Origin of the sequence: Actinophytocola oryzae (genome assembly GCF_004364325.1) — a bacterium.
GTDB classification, from domain to species: Bacteria; Actinomycetota; Actinomycetes; order Mycobacteriales; family Pseudonocardiaceae; genus Actinophytocola; species Actinophytocola oryzae.
This window is the reverse complement of the sequence record NZ_SOCP01000004.1, coordinates 681,732-701,098: the sequence shown is the minus strand read 5'-3', so window position 1 is coordinate 701,098 and position 19,367 is coordinate 681,732. Positions and strand designations below refer to the sequence as shown.

Below are 19,367 nucleotides of genomic sequence, written 5' to 3'. Positions count from 1 at the left end.
GGGGGCATCGCGTTCGGCAGGCGTCAGTCGAACATCCTCGACGGCGGCGCCCCCAGCGCCGGCGCGACGCCGTGGTGGACGGCCTCGGTCGGCGAGCCGAGGAAGCGGTCCCGCGCGTCGAAGATCACGGTCAGCGGCCGGTGTTTGCGGTCGTAGAGGCTGTATCCGGTGCCGTGCCTGCCCGTCAGGTCGGCCATGTCCGCCGTGACCTCGATGCCGGGCATCGCTGCGATCAGCCCGCGCAGAACGCTCGACAGGTCCGAGGGCACTCCGTCGGTCGCCAACAGGATGCGCAGGTAGTTCAACTCGAGGAACGTCAGGTTCGACTCGCTCATCGTGTCGCCGGTCGCGGTGAAGTCACCGTCCGGGAGGGTGCGCTTCCGCTGTTCCGCGACCGCGGCGTCACGCAGCTGCTGCTTGATCGTCGCCTGGTCGCGGGGCGCGGACGCCAGGAACTCGACCGTCGGGCTGAACCACGATCCCGGCTTGGTGCACCATTCGTTGTCGCCGGGCTGGGTCGCCGGGTAGCACTCGCCGCCGGGTGGGGCTTCCGTGGGGCCGACGTCCGGGACGACTCGACCGTCCTCCAACGTCCTGCCCATGACGACCTTCTGGCTCCAGGCGGCCGTCCGGTCCTGCGGCAGCCACAGCTCCCGCTCGATGATCACCCTGCTGGCGTCCGTGGTCAGGTGCAGCGAGTAGTAGACCTCGCCCGGCGCCAACCCGCCCTGTTCGCCCTCGTCGGCCGAGATCACCCGGCCAGGTGACGGGGGCGGTGCGTCACCGCCCGGGTTGATGAGGACGACCGCCGCGGCGACGCCGAGCACGACGACCGCGGCCGCCGCGACCGGGACCAGCCAGGCACGCCGGGTGCGCACCGGCGCGGTCGCGGCACCGAGTGGTGGCATCGGGCTGGTGGGCACGGCGGCCGCCCTGGAACGCAGGGCCTCCGCCACGTTCTTCTCGAGGTCAGTGTTCATCGGAGTCGTCCTTCATCTTGCCGCGGAGAGTGGCGAGCGCGCGGTGGGCGGATGACTTCACCGTGCCAACGGAGACACCGATCGCGGCGGCCGCGTCCACCTCCGACATCTCGCAGTAGTAGCGGAGCACGATCACCTCACGCTGCCTCGTCGGCAGCCGGTCGATGTGCTCGAGCAGCTCGCGGTGGCGCTCGGCGAGCAGCATGGGGTCGTCGGCGGGCGGCGCGTCGGCGGGCGGTCTGGCCTGCGCGAGGAAGCGGCGCACCGTACGCAGCCTGCGCAGCCTCGACCGCGACCGGTTGACGACCGCCTTGCGGAGGTAGGCGACGAAGTGCTCGGGGTCGCCCAGGTCCGGACGCAGCCGCCAGACCGCCTCGTAGCAGTCCTGGACGATGTCCGGCGCCGAGTCGGCGTCGCCGACCAGCAGCGTGGCCAGCCGGACCAGCGGCATCCACTGGCGTTCGAGCACTGCCTCGAGTCCTGGCGCGGTCCGCGCCGGCGGGTGGGTCACCTCGATGGCCATTCCACCTCCCTGGACGCGAACCTGGACCGCCGTCGTCGTCTCGCTACTTGACCCATGCTTGGAACACGCCATCGACCACCAAAGGTTCCGTCCGCACTCAAGTGACCCACGTCACATCACGCGCCGCGTGGGCCGACGACTCTGAGTGTCGGACGGCCAACTCCGGGTTGAACGATGTTCCGCCTGGTGGGGCGGTCGCTAGTGTTCCCGTGTGGCGGGCGCGGAGGTGCGCCGGCGAGCGATGTCAGGAGCGGTTCGGTGACGACAGAATCCACGCGGGCGGAGCCCCGAAGACCGGGCGCCGACGAGCAGCGGCGCCGTGAGCTGCTGTGGCGGCTCGGGCAGGTGCTCACCGCACCCGCCCCGCCGGACTGGCGTGAGGTGCGGGTCCGCTACCAGGCGGCCGGACGGCATGTCGAGGTCGACGTCCTCGTCACCGGGGCGGACGGCGTGGCGCGGCCAGAGCGCCCGGGGCAGGAGCTGGTGCGGCTGCTCGGTGAGCTGCGGGCCGGGATGTACCAACAGGGTCGGGGCACGTGGCTCGTCGGCGAGTTCCTGATGCGGCCGGGGTCCGACGTGCCGGAGGCGAGCTTCGGGATGGACCAGGAGCCCCGGTGGCGGCGGGTACCGCCCGCGGTCGGGTTCCGGGACGAGCTGGCCACCTTCCCCAGGGCCGAGGAGCACGTGCCCGCCTGGTTGCGGCAGCGTCTGGACGGCGGTCAGGTCCGGCAGGCGCGGCGGCCGAGCATGCGTACTCCCCGGGTGCACGACGGGTTCAACAAGTCGGGCAGGCCCGTGGTCCGGCGCATACCGCTGCCGGACGAGGAGCGGGAGCTCGCGCTCGCGTACCTGGAGGGTGGCGCGGTCGTCATGCCGTCCCGGGGGTTCGACACCGACGCCTACGAGCCGGAAGGGCCGGCCAGGGTTCCGCTGGACTACCGGACCGACGGCGAGTGGGTGTGGCCCGGCGCGGTCGCCTACTACCTCCGTGAGCGTTCGGTCACACCGGATCCGGATCTCGTGGCGCACATGCGGTCCCGTAAGTTCGTGCTGCCGCAGGTCGACATGGCGGCCCGGGAGCACGCGCTCGCCGCCGTCAACGGTGAGGACGACCTCCTCGACGACTGACGACCCTTCCCGGACGGGTGACCGGTTTGTCCGGTCTAAGCATCCCTGGCATATTTGTGAGGTGCGGGTCACCGCGCTTTCGCAGTCGTGGAAAGGGATGTTGTGTTCAAGCGAATGCTTTCCGCCTTCGGGGTCGGCGCGCCCTCTGTTGACACCGTGCTGGAGACGTCCTCGGCTTCCGCCGGGGAGGTGCTGCGCGGGCGGGTCAACATCCAGGGCGGCTCCGCCGAGGCGCTCATCGACCAGGTGGTGCTCTCGCTGGTCACACGCGTCGAGGTCGAACAGGGTGGCCACGAGCGCGCCGGGGTCGGCGAGTTCCACCGGGCCGTCGTGTCGCGGGACGTGAAGGTGCCTGCCAACGAGCGCCTCGACATCCCCTTTACGCTGTCCCTGCCGTGGGAGACGCCGATCACGGCGGTCGGCGGCAACGTCCTGCCCGGCATGACGGTCGGCGTGCGGACCGAGCTGGTCATCAAGGGCGCCCCGGACAAGGGCGACCTCGACCCGGTGCTGGTGTCGCCGCTGCCGTCGCAGGACGCCGTGCTCGAGGCGTTCGGCGAGCTGGGGGCGACCTTCCGGTCCGCGGACGTCGAGGCCGGGCGTCTGGTGGGCGTGCCGCAGAGCCTGCCCTTCTACCAGGAGATCGAGTTCTTCCCGCCGTCCCAGTTCGCCGGGCGGCTCAACCAGGTGGAGCTGACGTTCGTCGCGACCCCGCGTGACCTGTTCGTCGTGCTCGAGGCCGACAAGCGCGGCGGGATGTTCCGGCCGGGTGGCGACACGTTCGGGCACTTCCACATGTCGCACGAGGACGCCGAGCGCGCCGACTGGACGTCGCTGATCGGGGGCTGGCTCCAGGACGCGGCCGAGCGGGCGCCGAGGATGAACCCGGCCTTCGGCGGCGGCTACGGCCACCAGGGTCACCACGGCCACCCGGGCCACCACGGTGGCCGCCGTGGGCCCGGCATGGGCGCGGTCGTCGGTGGCGCCGCCGCGGGCCTGGTCGGCGGGATGATCATCGGCGACATGATGGACGGCGGCCTGTTCGACGGCGACGAGGGCGGCGAGGACATGGGCGGCGGCGAGGAGTAACCCCGTGCCGGGCCGTGCGCCGGTTCTCCTTCCGGCGCACGGCCCTCAGCACTCGATGACGTTCACGGCGAGGCCACCGCGCGCGGTCTCCTTGTACTTGACCTTCATGTCGGCACCCGTCTCACGCATGGTCTTGATCACCTTGTCGAGGGTGACCACGTGGGTGCCGTCGCCGCGCAGCGCCATCCGCGCCGCGTTGATCGCCTTCACCGACGCCATCGCGTTGCGCTCGATGCACGGGATCTGCACGAGACCGCCGACCGGGTCGCAGGTCAGGCCCAGGTTGTGCTCCATGCCGATCTCCGCGGCGTTCTCCACCTGTTCCGGCGTGCCGCCGAGCACCTCGCACAGCGCTCCCGCGGCCATCGAGCACGCCGAGCCGACCTCGCCCTGGCAGCCGACCTCGGCACCCGAGATCGACGCGGTCTCCTTGTAGATCACGCCGATCGCCCCCGCGGTGAGCAGGAACCGCACCGCGCCCTCCTCGGTGGCGCCCGGCACGAACCGTGCGTAGTAGTGCAGCACCGCTGGGATGATCCCGGCGGCCCCGTTCGTGGGTGCCGTGACCACCCGGCCACCGGACGCGTTCTCCTCGTTGACCGCGAGAGCGAACAGGTTCACCCAGTCGATGACACGCAGCGGGTCGGTGGAGAAGGGGTCGGTCGAGAGGTGCTCGTACATTTCCCTGGCGCGGCGCCGGACCTTGAGGCCGCCGGGCAGCGTGCCGTCCTGGGTGTAGCCGCGGCGCACGCAGGCCTGCATGACGTCCCAGATGTGGGAGAGCCCCTTCGCGACCTCGTCCGCCGGGCGCCACGCCGTCTCGTTGGCGAGCATGATCTCGCTGACGGGCAGTCCGGTGTGGCGGCAGTGCGCGAGCAGCTCGTCACCGGTGCGAAAGGGGTAGGCGACCTCGGTGTCGTCGACCTTGATCCGGTCCGCGCCGGTGGCGGCCTCGTCGACGACGAACCCGCCGCCGACCGAGTAGTACGTGCGGGTCCGGATGTCCCGGCCGTGGGCGTCGAAGGCCGCGAAGGTCATCCCGTTGGGGTGGAAGGGAAGGCTGCGGCGGCGGTGGAGCACGAGGGAGTCGTCGTCGAAGTCGATCTCGTGGCGGCCCAGCAGGTTCAGGCGCCGGGTGGTCCTGATCCGGTCGACACGCTCGGCGACCTCGCCGGTGTCGACGGTCTCGGGCTGCTCACCCTCGAGCCCCAGGATGACGGCCGGCCCACTGCCGTGCCCGTGTCCGGTGGCACCCAGTGACCCGAACAGCTCGGCCTTGACGGTCACGACGTCGGGCAGCACCCCGTCGTCGCCGAGCCCGGCGGCGAACGTCCGCGCGGCCCGCATCGGCCCGACGGTGTGCGAACTGGACGGTCCGATGCCGATCGAGAACAGGTCGAACACACTGATCGCCATCGAACCTCCGTGCCCACGCGGCGCCTACCCCGCCATGGTAGGTCGCTGACGCGTGCGTCGGACCGGCCGGCCGCGTCCGTGGATCGCGGCCGGCCGGTCCGCCCCCGACCTAGCACTCGCCCTTCTGTCGTACCTCTTCGACGGCGGCACGGCAACCCGAAACCACCGGTAACGGAGGGTGAATCACGGACGATGCGAGATACAACACACCGAGACAATCCGCGGGGTTTCGGATGAATATTTTTCTGATTATCGAGAAAGCCGAGAAACCATGGACCGGAAAAATCTCCTGCGTGTCGCCGTACCTGGCGGCCTGTTGGTCGTCGGCCTGACCGTAGGCGCCGTGACCACGCACTACGCGGAGTCGACCGAGTACGGCACCCCCGTCGCGGCACCACTGCGGACACTCACGGAAACGGTCGAGAAGACCTACACCCAAACCGCTCCGGCACCCCCGCCGGTGACCGTCACCGAAGGCCCACCGCCACCGGCCGCGCAGTTCGGCGAAGGCCTTTATCTCGTCGGCACGGATATCACTCCGGGTGAGTACAGGACGGACGGACCGGCACCGGGAGGCCACTGTTACTGGGCCCGTCTGAGCGACTCCGCCGGCACGAACATCATCGCCAACAACCTGACCGAGGGGCCGTCACGCCTGACCGCCGTGGCGGGCGAGTACCTCGAGGTGAACGGCTGCACGTTCGTCACCGCGTGACGTCATGCCGCACCACAGGTCACGACGCGTGCCCGCGGCCTGGTGCCATCGACGAGGAAGGCCGTGACCGCCCGGTCGCCACAGGCGTTGCCGTTGGCCAGGTATGCGTTGTGCCCGCCCGACTCGGTGATGACCATACCGGCGCGGGGACCGAACGCCTCGAGCAGCCTCTTCGCACCGGACAGCGGCGTGGCCGGGTCGCGACGGTTCTGGATGAGCACGATGTTGCGCGGACCCTGTGCTGTCACTCGTGTGGGTGACTCGCTGGGCCGGTACGGCCAGAACGCGCACGGGCGGATGTTCACCGGCATGCCGGCCGTCAGCGGGTGGGCGGCCCGGTCGCGGGCGACGTCGGCCGCGTAGTCGTGGGTCGGCCCCGGCCACGCCACGTCGTTGCACGCCGTCACGGTCTGGACGGAGACGAGGTTGTCGAAGCCCGGCGGCGCCGCCGGGACGGGTGGCGCCGGGGTGCCGGCGTTCGCCGCCCGGAGGAAGACGGCCAGCTGCGGGAAACCCGGGTCCGCGTAGAGGGTGTCGAACATCAGGGCCCGCAGCGTGTTCCCCGTGAGGTCGGGGCGCGGCTGCCGGTCCAGGTCGGCGGTGAGGCGCAGGTACGTGTCCCGCACCGCGCCAGGAGTCGCGCCGAGGCCGAACTCGTCGTCACGGGTCGCGGCCCACGCCGCGAAGTCCGGGAAGCGGTCCTCGGCACCGACGGCGAAGTTGGCGCTCCAGCCCCGCGCCACCAGCCGTGGGTCCGGGTCGTCGTTGCTGTCCAACACGACGCGGTCCGTCCGCCCGGGGAACATGGTGGCGTGGACCGCGCCGACGTACGTGCCGTAGGACACGCCCCAGTAGGACAGCCGCGACTCCCCGAGTGCCTGGCGGAGGCGGTCGATGTCCCTGGCCTCGTCCCGCGTGGTGATGTGCCGCAGCAGCGGCCCCGCGTTGCGCACACAGGCGTCCGCCATCCGACGCGCCCGCTCGGCGCCGGTCGGCTCCGGCCAGGGCTGGAACACGACCGGATCGAGGTCGCGCTGTTCGAAACCGCACGAGATCGGCGTGCTGCGCCCGACCCCACGCGGGTCGAACCCGACGAGGTCGTACCGGTCCTGGACCTCCGGCGGGAGCTTCAGGCCGTGAGTGGTCGGCCGGGCAAGTCCTGCGTTGCCGGGTCCGCCGGGGATCAGCAGCAGCACACCGCGGCGCATGCCGGGCCGGGCGGTGCTGATGCGCGACACCGCGAGATCGATCCGCTCCCCTCGGGGATGCCGGTAGTCGAGCGGCACCCGCAGGGTCGCGCACTCCTGGCGCGGATCCACCGCCATGTCCGCGCACGGCCCCCACGCGAGCCCGGTCTCCGCCGCGACACCGGCGACCGGCGCCGTCGTGAACGTCATGGCCAGCAGGCAGATCGCCAGAACGGTTCTTCTCACGCGACAAGGATTCCGGCGCGCCGAGCCGCAGGCCATCCGGCTGGCCCCACCGAACTCGGTGGGGCCAGCCCCACCTGGCCGACAACAGTCCAGCACTAGGAACTGGAACACGTTTCAGTTAGCCTCGTAGGCATGATTTCCACGGTGGTGTGGGGCACGGGCAACGTCGGCCGTGCCGCTGTCCGGACCGTCGCGGCCCACCCCGGCCTCGAACTCGTCGCCGTGGTGGTGCACGACCCGGCCAAGATCGGCCGGGATGCGGGCGAACTGGCCGACCTCGGCCACGAACTCGGTGTCGCCGCAACGGATGACGTCGACGCGGTACTGGCAGCCCGCCCAAGGGCCGTGGTCTACGCCGCCTCGGGCGACGTCCGGTTCGACGACGCCATGGCGGACATCGTCAGGGCGGTTCGCGGCGGGGCCGTCGTCGTCACCCCCGCGCCCTACCCGCTCTACGACCAGCGGAACGCACCGAAGGAACTACGAGAACCTGTTCTAGACGCGATCAGCGCGGGCGGCGGGTCCCTCTTCGTGTCCGGAGTCGACCCGGGATGGGGCAACGACGTCCTGCCGCTCCTCGTCAGCGGCCTCGGGTCCGCTGTGGACGTCATCCGCTGCCAGGAGATCTTCGACTACTCCACCTACGAGCAGCCCGACTCCGTCCGTTACCTCGTCGGCATGGGCCAGCCCATGGACTACCAGCCCCCCATGCTCATGTCCGGGGTCCCGTCGATCGTGTGGGGCGGCCAGGTCCGGCTCATCGCCAGGGCACTCGGCGTCGAGCTCGACGACCTGAAGGAGACGCTCGACCGGCGACCCCTCGACCGGACCGTCAGCACCCGGACCATGGGTGACTTCGAGGCGGGCACCCAGGGCGCCGTGCGGTTCGAGGTCCAGGGGATCGTCGACGGGGAAGCACGGATCGTGATCGAGCACGTCACCAGGATTCACCCCGACGTGGCACCAGACTGGCCGCAGCCACCCAGTGGGGCGGGCGCCCACCGCGTGGTGATCGAGGGGCGGCCACGCATCGAGGTCACCATCGAGGCCAGTGACGAGGGCGAGAACCGGTCCGCGGGCGGCAACGCCACCGCCGCCGCGCGGCTCGTCAACGCCATCCCCTGGCTCGTCGACGCCAAGCCGGGGCTCTACGACGCCCTCGACGTGCCCGTCCAGCCCGGTCACCTCAGCAGGAGGTCGTGACTATGCGTGTTGACATTCCAGAAGGAAAAGACCCGATCGGGTACGTCTGGGGCGAGATGGTGCCCGGCATCGGGGTCGCCGCCGCCAAGTTCTCCCTCGCCGTCTACTCCGACAGCACGCTCGGGCTCCGCGAGTTCGAGGCGGCCCGGCTGCGGGTCGCCCAGATCAACGGCTGCCTCTTCTGCCAGGACTGGCGGACCGAACGCGACGGCGTGAAGGTCGAGGAGGGCTTCGCCGACGCCGTCGCCGAGTGGCGCACCACCGACGCGTTCGACGACCGCACCCGCCTCGCGGCGGAGTACGCCGAGCGCTACGCGCAGGACCACCACAACCTCGACGAGGACTTCTGGCAGCGCATGGCCCTGCACTACACCCAGACCGAGATCGTGGAACTGTCCATGAGCATCGGCTCGTGGCTGGCCTTCGGCCGGTTGAACCGCGTTCTCGGTCTGGACACGCAGTGCGTGCTACCCGTCACAGGTCGGTAGCGATGATCCGTTCGATGTTCCGCTCCGCCAGCGCGGTGATGGTCACGAACGGGTTCACGCTCGTGTTGCCGGGAATCAGCGAACCGTCCATCACATACAGGCCCGAGTAACCGGCGAGGCGGCCGTAGTTGTCGGTCGCCTTGTTGAGCACGGCGCCGCCCAGCGGGTGGTATGTCAGGTGGTCGCCCCAGATCTTGTACACACCGAACAGGTCCGTCCGGTAGATCGTGCCCTCCTTGGCGTTGATCTTGTCGAAGATGGACTTCGCCATGTCGATCGACGGCTGCTTCCACGCCGTCTGCCAGTTCAGGTCCACCTTGTTGGCCGAGGCGTTCCACGTGAACTGCGCGCGGTTCGGGTTCTTCGTGATCGACAGGTAGAACGACGCCCACGTCTCGATCCCGGTCGGGATCGGCGCCACCTCAGCGAACGCACCGCCCGCTGCCCAGTTGTCGATCCCCGCGGTCGGGATGGACGTCTGCACCGCACCGGTCGGGTCCCACAGGTGGTTGGCGCGCCCGACCATCACGTTCCCGTTGTCGCCCCAGCCCTTGCCGACCTCGCCGTTGAGGTTGGGCAGCGCGCCGGTGGCCTTCAGCTTCGTCAGCAGCTTGCTCGTGCCGACGCTGCCCGCCGAGAAGAACACCCGGTCGGCCGTCACGGCCTTGGTGGCGGCGATCGACCCGTCGGTGTTCAGCTGCTCGATCACCACGCGGTACGACGACCCGGACGGCGACACCGACGTGACCCGGTGCAGCGTCGAGATCTGCACGCGCCCGGTCGCGCGAGCCTTCGCCAGGTAGGTCTTCTGCAGCGACTTCTTGCCGTAGTTGTTGCCGTAGAGGATCTCCCCGTCGACGGCCGACTTCGTGGCGGTGCCCGCGGCCTCCTGCTTCATGTAGTTCATGTCGTACACGTTGGGCACGAGCGTGAACGCGAAGTTGGACCGCTGCGCGTGTTTGCGCCCGACCCGGGCGTACTGGTAGCAGTCGACGGTCTCCCACCACGCCGGGTCAACGTTGTTGACGCCCAGCTCCGCGTTGGCCCTCGGGTAGTACGTCGAGTACATCTCGTCGGGGTTGACCGAAGGCAGCACGCCACCGAAGTTCTCGCGTTTCGGCGTGACCGCCATGCCGCCGTTGACGAGCGAGCCGCCGCCGACACCCCGGCCCTGGTACACGATGATCCCGCCGAACTCCTCGGCGTCGAGGATGCCCGTGTAGCGCGGGACGTCCTTGTCGATCGGGAAACCCAGGAAGTTGCTGATCGGCTGCTTGGTCCTGGTGCGCAGCCAGTAGGCGCGGAAGTCCGGGGACTTGGTGTTGACGAAGATCTTCCCGTCCGGGCCGGGGGTGTCCCAGGCCATGCCCATCTCGACCATGTGGACGTCCACACCGGCCTGCGCGAGACGCAGGGCGGCGACCGAGCCGCCGTAGCCGGTGCCGATGACCAGAACGGGGACGTGAGCGCCGTCCCCGATCGCGGCGGCGGCTCGACCGGCCAAGGCGGCGGTCGCAAGAATAGAACCGGTTCCAACAAGAAATGATCGACGGGAAAGGTGGCTAGGAACGTTGACAGACAGCGTTGTCTTAGTCATGAGAGCTTCCTCACACAGGCAGGGATTAGAACAAGTTATACGTAGGAAGCTCGATCAAGTCGATACGTACTTACGAGTAACTTTCGAGGCGGACGACGGCACCCAACTCGAGTGCGACCCACACGGCCCCGTCCGGCGCGACCGTGATGCCGTGCGGTTCGGACGCCGGGTTGGGCAGGGCGTGCGTCACGACCACGCCCGACCCGTCGATCCGGCCGACGCGTCCGGTCCCCCATTCGGTGAACCAGCAGTAGCCGTCCGGGCCGGCGGCGATGGCGTGCGGGCGGGCGTCGCGGTCGGGTAGCGGGAACTCCGTGATCTCACCGCCGGTCGTGATGCGACCGACCTGCCCGGCGATGATCTCCACGAACCACAGCGCGCCGTCGCCGCCACACGTGATGCCGACCGGCCCCGCGCCCTCGGTCGGCAGCGGATAACCGGTGATCACGCCGTCGACGGTCACCCTGGCGATCTCGTTGGCCTGGTTGAGAGTGCACCACAGCGCACCGTCCGGGCCCGCGACGATCATCGACGGGAAGCTTCCCGCCGAGGGCAGGGCGAACTCGGTGATCTCGCCGTCGACCGTGCAGCGGCCGATCCTGTCGGAGGTCATCGCCGTGTACCACAGTGCGCCGTCAGGGCCGGGCGCGATGCCGAACGGGCCTGCGCCGGGCACGTCGAACCCGGTGACGTCGCCGTCCACGGTAATCCGCCCGATCCGGTTGCCCTGTGCCTCGGTGAACCAGACGGCGCCGTCCGGCCCCGCGGTCAGCAGCGAGGGTCCGCAGGCCGGATCCAGTTGGTACCACACGGTTTCACCGGACGGCGTCAACCGTCCGAGCTGGCCGGTGCGCACCTGCGTGAACCACACCGCGCCGTCCGGGCCGATGGTGACGCCGTAGGGACCCGGTGCGCCGACGGGAAACTCCACAAAGGACATGGCGCAGTATATGACGGAGTCAGCGCCGAGCCGCCGCCGTGATCGCGTCCACGAGCATGTCCAGCTCCGTCTCGAAGATCTGCTCGGCCGTGACGGCACGCATCGCCGACTCGGCGGCGCGGACGTGCGGCAGGTCGTCCCGCTCCCCCGCACGCGCCAGCAGGCCCGCGGTGCGTTCCGGGCTCACCGGGTCGCCGTGGGACTCGCGGTGCAGGCGGCCGAACACGATGTCGATGAACACCATGTAGTAGCGGGCGGCGTCGGCACTGCCGAGCCCCGCGTCGGTCATGATCTCCAGCATCGTGTCCACGGCTCGCAACCCGCCGTGCCCGTGGTTGTAGCGGGTCATCAGCATGTCGATCAGCCCCGGGTAGGCGCCCAGCTCGTCACGCAGGCTGTGCGCCAGGCGCCGCAACCGGTCCTCCCACGGGCCGTCGCTCGGCGGCAGTGGCGGCACGCTCTGCTCGGCCACCACGTCCAGCACCAGCGCGACCAGGGCGTCCTTGTCCGCGACGTGCCGGTAGAGCGCCATGCGGGACGCGCCGAGGTCGGTGGCGAGCCTCCTGATCGTCAACGCGTCGAGGCCGTCCGTCCTGGCGATGCGCAGCGCCGCCGCCACGATCTGCTCGCGGCTCAGGCTGCCCACGACCGCCGTCGGCGTTCGCCATACCCGTGCGCCGCACCGAACTGGCTCACGCAGGCTGACGACGTGCGGTGAGGAACTCGTCGACCACCACGGCCAGCTCGGCGTGCGCCCCGAAGAGCATCCCGTGGTCCGCGTCGAACTCGAGGACGCGGATGTTGGGCCGACACTCGGCGAGGGCGGCGAGGTCGCGGCGCAGGCCCGCGCGGTGGGCGTCCATCAACGCGACCAGCTCCGGCGGGACGGGCAGGTTCCTCGTGGCCAGCACGATCAGGAACGGGCTCGTGACCTCGGCGAAGACCGGCAGGCAGTCGGCGAACTCGGCGGAGTTCCGCAGTGCGCCGGTGATCTCGCGGTTCGGGCGGGTGATCGTCTCCTCCTGCGCCGAGAAGATGGCCGTCAGCGTCGCGAGGTCCCGCCGCACCCGCTCGGCGGGCATCCCCGCGTAGTTCGCCGGATCCGTTGCCGCGGAACGGTGTCCGTCGAGGCTCACCGCCGCCGGACAGTCGGGATGGCGGCGGGCCCACATGCCGGCGATCATGCCGCCGAGCGAGTGCCCGACGACGGCGGGGGTGGACAGTCCGAAGTGGTCGGACACGGCCTCGAGGTCGTCCAGCACCGCCTCCCACTCCCACGGCCCGTCACCGGACTTCCCGTGACCGCGCAGGTCGACCGCCACCGCCCGCACGTTCAGCTGAGGCGCGAACGTCTCCCACGCCGACATGTCGCCGCCACCACCGTGCAGCAGCAACGCGGGCGGCCCGTCGCCGCCGAAGTCACGTGCGGCGATGTCCAGCGTGCCGGATCGGACCAGTGTCTCCATCGTGTTCTCTCCGTTGGTCGAGTCGAGCGCGAACCGAGGCGACGGTGACCCCGCCGTCCGGGTGGCGACGCAGCTTGTCCCGGTTCACCAGGTCGTGGACGCCCTGACGGGTGATCCCGAGCATCGCGCCGGCCACCGAGAACGACACGTGGTCCCTGGCCGGGTGACCGGCACGCCAGGCGGCCACCCGGCCGAGTGGCGTCGCCCACCAGGTCTCCGGCGGGTCGAACGGCGCGTCGCCCGGGTACAGGACGGCCACCATGCGGATGACGACCTGCCGGGCCAACGCCTCGTCGGCGCCGAGGAGCTGCGCCGCCCACATCTCGGCGTCGATCCGCACCCGCTCCCGCAGCCGGTCGAGGTCCGCGGTGGGCAGCAGGATCTGCAACGGGTCGAGCAGCCTGCTCGTCACCAGCCGGACCAGATCGTCCCTGAGGTCCACGTGTTCCGAGGTCGTAGCCACTTGACAGACAATAGCAAGTACTTGACAGCCGCTGTCAAGTGATAGCGTCGGCCCATGACGCGAAGGGTGATCCTCAGCGGCTCGACGTTCGAGGACCAGATCGGCTACGCCAGGGCCGTGGTCGACGGCGACCGCGTGTACGTGTCCGGCACGACCGGTTTCGACTACCGGACGATGACCATCTCCGACGACGTCGTCGCGCAGGCCGAACAGTGCCTGCGCAACATCGAGTCCGCACTCACCGAGGCGGGCTGCGGGTGGGCCGACGTCGTGCGCGTGCGGTACCTGCTGCCCGACCGCGCCGACTTCGAGCCGTGCTGGCCCGTGCTGCGCCGCTACTTCGCGAACGTCCGACCCGCCGCGACCATGGTCGTGTGCGGTCTCGCGGATCCCCGGATGAAGATCGAGATCGAGGTGGACGCCCGACGCCGGTAGCGGCGACTTCGGCGCCCTGTCAACGGTTCCAGGCCGAGCACGCGCGGTAAACGCTTGCTGCTAGGTGAGTTCCGTGACGGTCCGGACGAACGAGCGGACGAGCGGGCTGGGGTTGTCGGCGGGCCAGGCGACGACGAGTTCGCAGGAAGGCATGTCCCGCAAGGCAACCGCGGTGAGGCCGGCCGGTTGCCGGTGGGTGAGCGGGGCGAGCCCGACGGTCCCGTTCCACAGCACGGCCTGCTGGCACTCGTGCACGGTGCGCACCTCCGGCCCGTCGCTGTCGGCACGCCAGAACGCCCGCCACACGGGGTCCGTGCCGTCGGGGAAGCGGAACCAGCGCCGTCCGGCGAGGTCGTCGAGGGTCAGGCTGTCGCGGGTGGCCAGCGGGTCGTCGTCGCGGAGCACCACGCCGACCGGGTCCGAGCGCAGCACGTGGGTGACGACGCCGGTGCCGTCGAACGGCGCGAGGGTCAGGGCGACGTCGACGAGTCCCTTGCGCAGCCCGGAAGTCGGGTCGGTGAAGTCGGCCTCCCTCACCCTGACCCGGATGCCGGGGTGCTGCCGCCGGTACGCGACGACGAGCTGGTCGCCGAACTGCTCGGCACTGCCTGCGAGCGAGCCGACTGTGATGGTGTCGGTGCCCGCTGCCGCCGCCACGCGGACGCGGGCCTGCTCGGCCTGTGCGAGCAGGGTCCGGGCGTCGTCGTAGAGGACCTTGCCTGCCGGGGTGAGCGCGACGCCCGATGGTGAGCGGTGCAGGAGCACGGCGTCGAGGTCGTGTTCGAGCTGCCGGATGGCACGGCTGAGTGGCGGCTGGCTGATGTGCAGGCGCGTGGCGGCCCGGCCGAAGTGTCGTTCCTCGGCCACCGCGACGAAATAGGCCAGCAGACGCAGCTCCATCACCAGGCACGATACCCGGTCGGTATCGGGAGCCCGACATCGGTGTTGGACGGCACGCGTCGACGGCGGTTGCCTGGTGGCGTGGCTGAACTCGTGGCACCTGTCGTCGATGTCGGTGGAGCAGAGGAGATCGCGCGTGACGTCGTGGTCATCCCGAACCGCCGGTTACCCCTCGTGCCGAACATCGGCGTGATCGGCGGTTCGCACTCGGTCCTGGTGGTGGAGACCGGCATGGGCCCGCGCAACGCGGAGAAGGTGCTGGCCCTCGCGACCGAGTACGCGAAAGGTCGCCGCCTGTACCTGACGACGACGCATTTCCACCCGGAGCACGCGTTCGGCGCGCAGACGTTCGCCACGGAGGCGACCTTCGTGGTGAACCGGCGGCAGGCGGAGGACCTCGCGGTGAAGGGCCCGGGCTACCTGGACATGTTCCGTAGCTTGGGCGAGTCGGTCGCCCACGAGCTGGAGGGCGTGGCACTGGCCACGCCGGACGTCGTGTTCGACGAGTCGTACGACCTGGACCTCGGTGGCCGCACGGTGTCGTTGCGCGCGACGGGCCGCGCACACAGCAGGGGCGACCAGGTGGTCGGGGTGGACGGCGTCCTGTTCACCGGCGACCTGGTGGAGACCGGCCAGTTCGCGATCTTCCCGTGGTTCCCGCCGCACGACGTGGACGTGTCGGGAGTCCGCTGGCTCGAGGTGATGAGACGACTGGTCGAGGAGCACCCCACGACGGTCGTCCCCGGACACGGCGATCTCGGCGGCCCCGGAATCCTGACCGACATCGTCGACTACCTGGAACTGCTCCGCGACGAGACCTGGCGCCGCCGCGACTCGGCCATGTCCGAGGACACGGTCGTCGAGGAGGTCACCGCCGTGATGCTGGCACGCCACCCGGACTGGGCAGGCCGGGAATGGATCGAGAAGGGCGTCGGCTGCCTCTTTCACGACGCGGGCTGACGTCAGTCGTCGTCGAGCTTGCCCTCACGCCTGCTGCGGGCGACGAGCGCACGCACGTTGGTCAACGTCCCGCAGTTCTCGTCGATCTGCCGGTTGCGCTCCTTGAGGAACTCCGCGCCGAGATCGGCCTTGGCGCGTGCCCCGAGCTCCTCCCTGGCGGGGTTGAGGATGGTCAGCTCCTCCTCGACCAGGTGGTGGTTGATGGTCCCCGACAGCTCCTCGACGGCGTCGTCGAACGCCTTGGTGTCGGTTCCCTTCAGCTCCAACACCTTGAGGAGCGCCTCGTGCCCCTCGGCGTGCTCCTCTGCGCCGTGCTCGGCCTCGTGCGCGCCGACCGCGGACCGCTTGCGCAGCTTGGGGTAGACGAACTTCTCCTCGGCCTCGGCGTGCGCGACCAGCACGTTGGCCAACGCGTCCCGCACCACCGCACGGTCGGCACTGGCGTCCCGCAGCTGCCGGAGCAACATCTCGAAGAGCCGGTGATCGGCCAGGATGAGATCGATGACATCACCGGAAACCGGCCGATGCACATCCACGACGTCGTTCATGGCTAAGTTCTACCGCCCCGCGAGGCGCCCCGCTCAACGGCGACCATCAATTGGGTGGCGCGGGTACGAGATCATGGACAGGTGTCCACACGACTGGCGTTCGGGGTGACAACCGGACCGGGGCTGCGCAGCTGGCTGCCAACCCCGGGCGGTGAGCCGACGCCTGCCGACGACCACGCGGGCCCCGGCTCCCCCGTGGCCGTGGGCCCAGCCGGGGCGGACCCGGTAGAGGCGACCAGAAAGCTCACCTTCCTGGTGACCCACGGCACCGAGGTCGCCGCAGGGGCAGGCGTCGACCTGGGCAACGGCTTCACGTCGGCGAGGCTGGCAGGCGCCACGGGCGACCGCCGCGACGCGGTGCTGGCCGCCATGAGGTTCCTGGGCGCGTACGAGGCACACCGCCTTGGCGACCGAACCGCCGTCCTGGTGGCACTGTTCGGCCTGTCAGCGACCAAGAGAGTCGGCGCCGCGGCGAACGAGGCCATCGCCGAGGAGCGTTGGGCGGCACTGCAACTGGCGTCGGCGGTGTCCGACCTCGTGGGCCCGGAACAACTGGAACAGGTTCTGGAGCTGCGGGCCCCGGAGGGAACCGACCCGTTCTCACACGGCGCGGCGTCCACACTGGCCGACCACCTGTCCCAGGTACTGACGCGCTACCAACGACCGAGAAGGCTGACCCTGATCGTCAGCCTGTGGCAACACGTGTGCGCACGACTGCTCGACCGCAAGCGCCTCGTCGACCTGGCCGCGACACAGACCAGCGCAGACCGCGTCGACAGACTCCGCGAACGCCACCGCGTTCACTTCGACGAGTCGATCGTCCAACAGCTGATCTGTGGCGTCGGCGTGAACCCGACGCTGGCCGCCGCGGCCCGCTGGCAACCACCCGTGTGGTTCACCGCCCGAGAGCTGGAACATCTCCTGCACGACGCCATCGCGGCAACCGCACTACTCCGGTTCGCGAGAACGATGTCGGACGAAAGCCTGGCGGTCGCGGCGCGGAGACACCACGACGAGCTGGCGGCGGCGGACGCGTGCCTGAAACAGCCGGCGCGAACCGCGGCAACCCGCCGTCCCGAGGGCGCGTACAGCCATCCGGCGCGGCCAGGGCGCTATGTCCACGACCTGGTGAACCTGCTGCACCCGGAGCAGGTCCCCACGAGAAAGATCGAGACGTACGTGAAGGAACGGGTCGCGATGGCCCGCAACTACGGCGTCGTCGTCCTCGACGCGGTGACCACGCGCATCACGATCATGGACGAGCAACCACTGCACAACTGCTGGGACACCTGCAAACCGTGGCAGGACGCCAAGCTACGCAAGTGGCGCGCCGCCACGGGATTCCACCGGGCGCCGGGCGAGTGGGAACAACCACCGCTGGCCGACGCACACCCCGACGGCCCGAAAACGACGCTGGCGCAACGACTGACCACGAACCCCGAGACAGCTCCGGCCGAGCTGGAAACACCACACGACCTGCTGTGGTACGCCGACCTGGCCGACGCCCTGGCGCCGATCTACGGCAACGAGGCCGCCGCCGTACAACATGCGCGCCCGACGCCGGTACTGGACTACGACCTGCCGGCACCACCGCAGGAACCCGGCCAGCCACTCGCGGACTCCGTACCACTGGCGGCTGCCGGCGTCGCCCAACTGGTGGCGTTCGGCGCTACCCCACCGCCCCGCTGCGGCAGCTGGCGCGAGCTGGTCGAGGGAGTAGGCAGGGACGCGGCGGTCACCGAGGCCAGCGTGGGCGACTTCCCGATCCCACCGGAGATATCGACGCTGAACAAACAGGTCGTACCGGGCACGGCACTGACGGTGGAGCTGGGCCGCGACCCGAGGCAACTGGCCGAGTGGTCGAGCTATATGGGCAACTGCATCGGCGGTTCGTGGTACGCCGAGCAGGCACAGCGAGGCCAGTGCATCCTGATGGCACTCCGGGATGACGGCGACGGCCATATCGTGGCGAACCTGGACATCAGACGACAGACAGGCGGCTGGCAGGTCCACGAGCTGCGTGCACGCTTCAACGACGCCGTCGACCCGACCTTGGCGAAACAGGTCAGGCAGTGGGTGAAGACGCTGGCGCCGCCCGCCCCGTCCAAGCCCGAGCCGGCGCTCCCAGTACCACCGGTGCGATCCCGGGGCGGTGCGTCCCGCCGCTCGACCACCAACCGCCTGCCAGCGGATCTCAGGAGTGCCCTGACATTCGAGGTGGAACGAGCACTGGCAACGGCGCCCGTGGCGGCCGCGAGGCGCACCTACACCGTGCTGGCCAGCAAACTCGGACAGCACGCGGACTTCGACCCGGCGGCGGCAGTGGTCGCACTGAGGAGGATCGGTCACGCCAGGCACGTAGAACTACTGCACGATGCCCTGGGCAACGACAACCTGACCGCGGCGGCGGTATGGCGAGCCACAGAGGTCCGCCCCCTGACCACCGCGATCGACCGCCTGGACCCCCGGTTACGCGAGTACGACCGACTGACCACGCTCACGGACGACGCACCGCTCCCCCGCACGCTACGTGCGCTGGTACGAACCCCGGAGATAGCACCGGCATACGCGATGGACGTGGTGGCGAGGACAGTACGCAAGGCGATGGGCGATCTGGTCGGCAGTGAGACGCTGTACCGGTCGGCAGCCCGCAACCCATCCGTAGAGTTCTTGTGTGCCTTGGTAATCGCGACAACCTGTACCCCGACATCGCAGGACACCGTACGGCTGGTAGCCCCGGGAGCGACCGCGGTACCCGGCTTCCCGGCGACCGACCTGTCGGACGAGCAGGGCCCGTGGCAACAGGCCCTCCCAGCGGCAGCCGAACTGGGTACCCCGGTGGACTCGTTCGACCAGCGAATAGCGGAAGATGGTTTACGAGTCCCCACTGCGTTACTCGACAGAGGCGGCTGGCCCGCCCTGTGGCACCGCGCCCGCCGCTGAACGGCCGGGTTATTGCTGGGCAAGCGCAACGAGAGCGATCAGCTGCGCCCACCTATCCGCATGCACCGCCATACTTGGTGTTGGGTCGAGCCGTGACGAAGAGCTTCGGACACGTGTCGTAGAAGCACCGAAAGCGGTGC

Annotated in this window: 19 protein-coding genes; 8 read left to right on the top strand and 11 right to left on the bottom strand. The window is 69.9% G+C overall.

Going from position 1 to position 19,367, the window contains the following annotated elements; translation table 11 throughout:
* Positions 1 to 23: 23 nt before the first annotated feature.
* Positions 24 to 980, bottom strand: coding sequence for a hypothetical protein (locus CLV71_RS14300; RefSeq protein WP_133903169.1), 957 nt, complete (start codon positions 978 to 980; stop codon positions 24 to 26).
* Positions 970 to 1,503, bottom strand: coding sequence for an RNA polymerase sigma factor (locus CLV71_RS14295; RefSeq protein WP_133903168.1), 534 nt, complete (start codon positions 1,501 to 1,503; stop codon positions 970 to 972). The genes CLV71_RS14300 and CLV71_RS14295 overlap by 11 nt, the downstream gene beginning before the upstream one ends.
* A gap of 258 nt (positions 1,504 to 1,761) precedes the next feature.
* On the opposite strand from CLV71_RS14295, the gene CLV71_RS14290 reads away from it, so the two are divergent.
* Together CLV71_RS14290 and CLV71_RS14285 are read left to right on the top strand one after the other, a co-directional pair.
* On the top strand, positions 1,762 to 2,631 hold the full coding sequence (locus CLV71_RS14290; RefSeq protein ID WP_166664086.1) for a ferredoxin: 870 nt from the start codon (positions 1,762 to 1,764) through the stop codon (positions 2,629 to 2,631).
* A gap of 102 nt (positions 2,632 to 2,733) precedes the next feature.
* Positions 2,734 to 3,720 carry a sporulation protein gene (locus CLV71_RS14285; RefSeq protein ID WP_133903167.1) on the top strand — a complete coding sequence of 329 codons (987 nt, stop codon included), beginning with the start codon at positions 2,734 to 2,736 and terminating at the stop codon, positions 3,718 to 3,720.
* 45 nt (positions 3,721 to 3,765) lie between these two features.
* On the opposite strand, the gene CLV71_RS14280 is transcribed toward CLV71_RS14285, so the two are convergent.
* Positions 3,766 to 5,136: an L-serine ammonia-lyase gene (locus CLV71_RS14280; protein ID WP_133903166.1), complete on the bottom strand. Its 1,371-nt coding sequence runs from the start codon at positions 5,134 to 5,136 to the stop codon at positions 3,766 to 3,768.
* A gap of 271 nt (positions 5,137 to 5,407) precedes the next feature.
* On the opposite strand from CLV71_RS14280, the gene CLV71_RS14275 reads away from it, so the two are divergent.
* The gene (locus CLV71_RS14275; protein ID WP_133903165.1) at positions 5,408 to 5,851 is read left to right on the top strand and encodes an Rv1352/Rv1906c domain-containing protein; all 444 of its coding nucleotides are present in this window, start codon (positions 5,408 to 5,410) and stop codon (positions 5,849 to 5,851) included.
* Positions 5,852 to 5,853: 2 nt separating this feature from the next.
* Here CLV71_RS14275 and CLV71_RS14270 read toward each other — a convergent pair whose 3' ends face one another.
* Complete coding sequence (locus tag CLV71_RS14270; RefSeq protein WP_208297546.1) at positions 5,854 to 7,284, bottom strand: alpha/beta hydrolase; 1,431 nt, start codon at positions 7,282 to 7,284, stop codon at positions 5,854 to 5,856.
* 132 nt (positions 7,285 to 7,416) lie between these two features.
* Here CLV71_RS14270 and CLV71_RS14265 point away from each other — a divergent pair, with 132 nt between their 5' ends.
* Together CLV71_RS14265 and CLV71_RS14260 are read left to right on the top strand one after the other, a co-directional pair.
* Positions 7,417 to 8,487, top strand: a complete 1,071-nt coding sequence (locus tag CLV71_RS14265) for an NAD(P)H-dependent amine dehydrogenase family protein (RefSeq protein ID WP_133903164.1) — start codon at positions 7,417 to 7,419, stop codon at positions 8,485 to 8,487.
* 2 nt (positions 8,488 to 8,489) lie between these two features.
* Entirely contained in the window at positions 8,490 to 8,975 is a 486-nt protein-coding gene (locus CLV71_RS14260) for a carboxymuconolactone decarboxylase family protein (protein WP_133903163.1), read from the top strand.
* Here the strand turns inward: CLV71_RS14260 and CLV71_RS14255 are convergent.
* From CLV71_RS14255 to CLV71_RS14235, 5 genes are all read right to left on the bottom strand, one after another.
* Complete coding sequence (locus CLV71_RS14255) at positions 8,962 to 10,479, bottom strand: GMC oxidoreductase (RefSeq protein ID WP_481733621.1); 1,518 nt, start codon at positions 10,477 to 10,479, stop codon at positions 8,962 to 8,964. The two genes, CLV71_RS14260 and CLV71_RS14255, sit on opposite strands and share 14 nt — an antisense overlap.
* 163 nt (positions 10,480 to 10,642) lie before the next feature.
* The gene (locus CLV71_RS14250) at positions 10,643 to 11,512 is read right to left on the bottom strand and encodes a Vgb family protein (RefSeq protein WP_133903161.1); all 870 of its coding nucleotides are present in this window, start codon (positions 11,510 to 11,512) and stop codon (positions 10,643 to 10,645) included.
* Between the two features lie 19 nt (positions 11,513 to 11,531).
* Positions 11,532 to 12,158 (bottom strand): TetR/AcrR family transcriptional regulator, encoded by a 627-nt coding sequence (locus CLV71_RS14245; RefSeq protein WP_166664085.1) that lies wholly within the window; start codon positions 12,156 to 12,158, stop codon positions 11,532 to 11,534.
* A gap of 46 nt (positions 12,159 to 12,204) precedes the next feature.
* Complete coding sequence (locus CLV71_RS14240) at positions 12,205 to 12,978, bottom strand: alpha/beta fold hydrolase (protein ID WP_133903159.1); 774 nt, start codon at positions 12,976 to 12,978, stop codon at positions 12,205 to 12,207.
* Positions 12,932 to 13,441 (bottom strand): hypothetical protein, encoded by a 510-nt coding sequence (locus CLV71_RS14235; RefSeq protein ID WP_133903158.1) that lies wholly within the window; start codon positions 13,439 to 13,441, stop codon positions 12,932 to 12,934. Before CLV71_RS14235 ends, CLV71_RS14240 begins: the two co-directional genes overlap by 47 nt.
* 54 nt (positions 13,442 to 13,495) lie before the next feature.
* Between CLV71_RS14235 and CLV71_RS14230 the strand changes: the two genes are divergently transcribed.
* Positions 13,496 to 13,876: a RidA family protein gene (locus tag CLV71_RS14230; RefSeq protein WP_133903157.1), complete on the top strand. Its 381-nt coding sequence runs from the start codon at positions 13,496 to 13,498 to the stop codon at positions 13,874 to 13,876.
* Positions 13,877 to 13,936: 60 nt separating this feature from the next.
* On the opposite strand, the gene CLV71_RS14225 is transcribed toward CLV71_RS14230, so the two are convergent.
* Positions 13,937 to 14,776, bottom strand: coding sequence for a LysR family transcriptional regulator (locus CLV71_RS14225; protein WP_133903156.1), 840 nt, complete (start codon positions 14,774 to 14,776; stop codon positions 13,937 to 13,939).
* Between the two features lie 81 nt (positions 14,777 to 14,857).
* On the opposite strand from CLV71_RS14225, the gene CLV71_RS14220 reads away from it, so the two are divergent.
* Positions 14,858 to 15,736 carry an MBL fold metallo-hydrolase gene (locus CLV71_RS14220; protein WP_133903155.1) on the top strand — a complete coding sequence of 293 codons (879 nt, stop codon included), beginning with the start codon at positions 14,858 to 14,860 and terminating at the stop codon, positions 15,734 to 15,736.
* 2 nt (positions 15,737 to 15,738) lie between these two features.
* Here the strand turns inward: CLV71_RS14220 and CLV71_RS14215 are convergent, their stop codons facing one another.
* Positions 15,739 to 16,284 carry a hemerythrin domain-containing protein gene (locus CLV71_RS14215; RefSeq protein ID WP_133903154.1) on the bottom strand — a complete coding sequence of 182 codons (546 nt, stop codon included), beginning with the start codon at positions 16,282 to 16,284 and terminating at the stop codon, positions 15,739 to 15,741.
* Positions 16,285 to 16,365: 81 nt separating this feature from the next.
* On the opposite strand from CLV71_RS14215, the gene CLV71_RS14210 reads away from it, so the two are divergent.
* Positions 16,366 to 19,227 (top strand): hypothetical protein, encoded by a 2,862-nt coding sequence (locus tag CLV71_RS14210; protein WP_133903153.1) that lies wholly within the window; start codon positions 16,366 to 16,368, stop codon positions 19,225 to 19,227.
* Positions 19,228 to 19,367: the final 140 nt, after the last annotated feature.

Coding starts and splice junctions, on each gene's coding strand:
- CLV71_RS14300 (WP_133903169.1), bottom strand. CDS start 980: ATGAACACTGACCTCGAGAAGAACGTGGCGGAGGCCCTGCGTTCCAGG.
- CLV71_RS14250 (WP_133903161.1), bottom strand. CDS start 11,512: ATGTCCTTTGTGGAGTTTCCCGTCGGCGCACCGGGTCCCTACGGCGTC.
- CLV71_RS14230 (WP_133903157.1), top strand. CDS start 13,496: ATGACGCGAAGGGTGATCCTCAGCGGCTCGACGTTCGAGGACCAGATC.
- CLV71_RS14225 (WP_133903156.1), bottom strand. CDS start 14,776: ATGGAGCTGCGTCTGCTGGCCTATTTCGTCGCGGTGGCCGAGGAACGA.
- CLV71_RS14240 (WP_133903159.1), bottom strand. CDS start 12,978: ATGGAGACACTGGTCCGATCCGGCACGCTGGACATCGCCGCACGTGAC.
- CLV71_RS14265 (WP_133903164.1), top strand. CDS start 7,417: ATGATTTCCACGGTGGTGTGGGGCACGGGCAACGTCGGCCGTGCCGCT.
- CLV71_RS14275 (WP_133903165.1), top strand. CDS start 5,408: ATGGACCGGAAAAATCTCCTGCGTGTCGCCGTACCTGGCGGCCTGTTG.
- CLV71_RS14280 (WP_133903166.1), bottom strand. CDS start 5,136: ATGGCGATCAGTGTGTTCGACCTGTTCTCGATCGGCATCGGACCGTCC.
- CLV71_RS14295 (WP_133903168.1), bottom strand. CDS start 1,503: ATGGCCATCGAGGTGACCCACCCGCCGGCGCGGACCGCGCCAGGACTC.
- CLV71_RS14260 (WP_133903163.1), top strand. CDS start 8,490: ATGCGTGTTGACATTCCAGAAGGAAAAGACCCGATCGGGTACGTCTGG.
- CLV71_RS14215 (WP_133903154.1), bottom strand. CDS start 16,284: ATGAACGACGTCGTGGATGTGCATCGGCCGGTTTCCGGTGATGTCATC.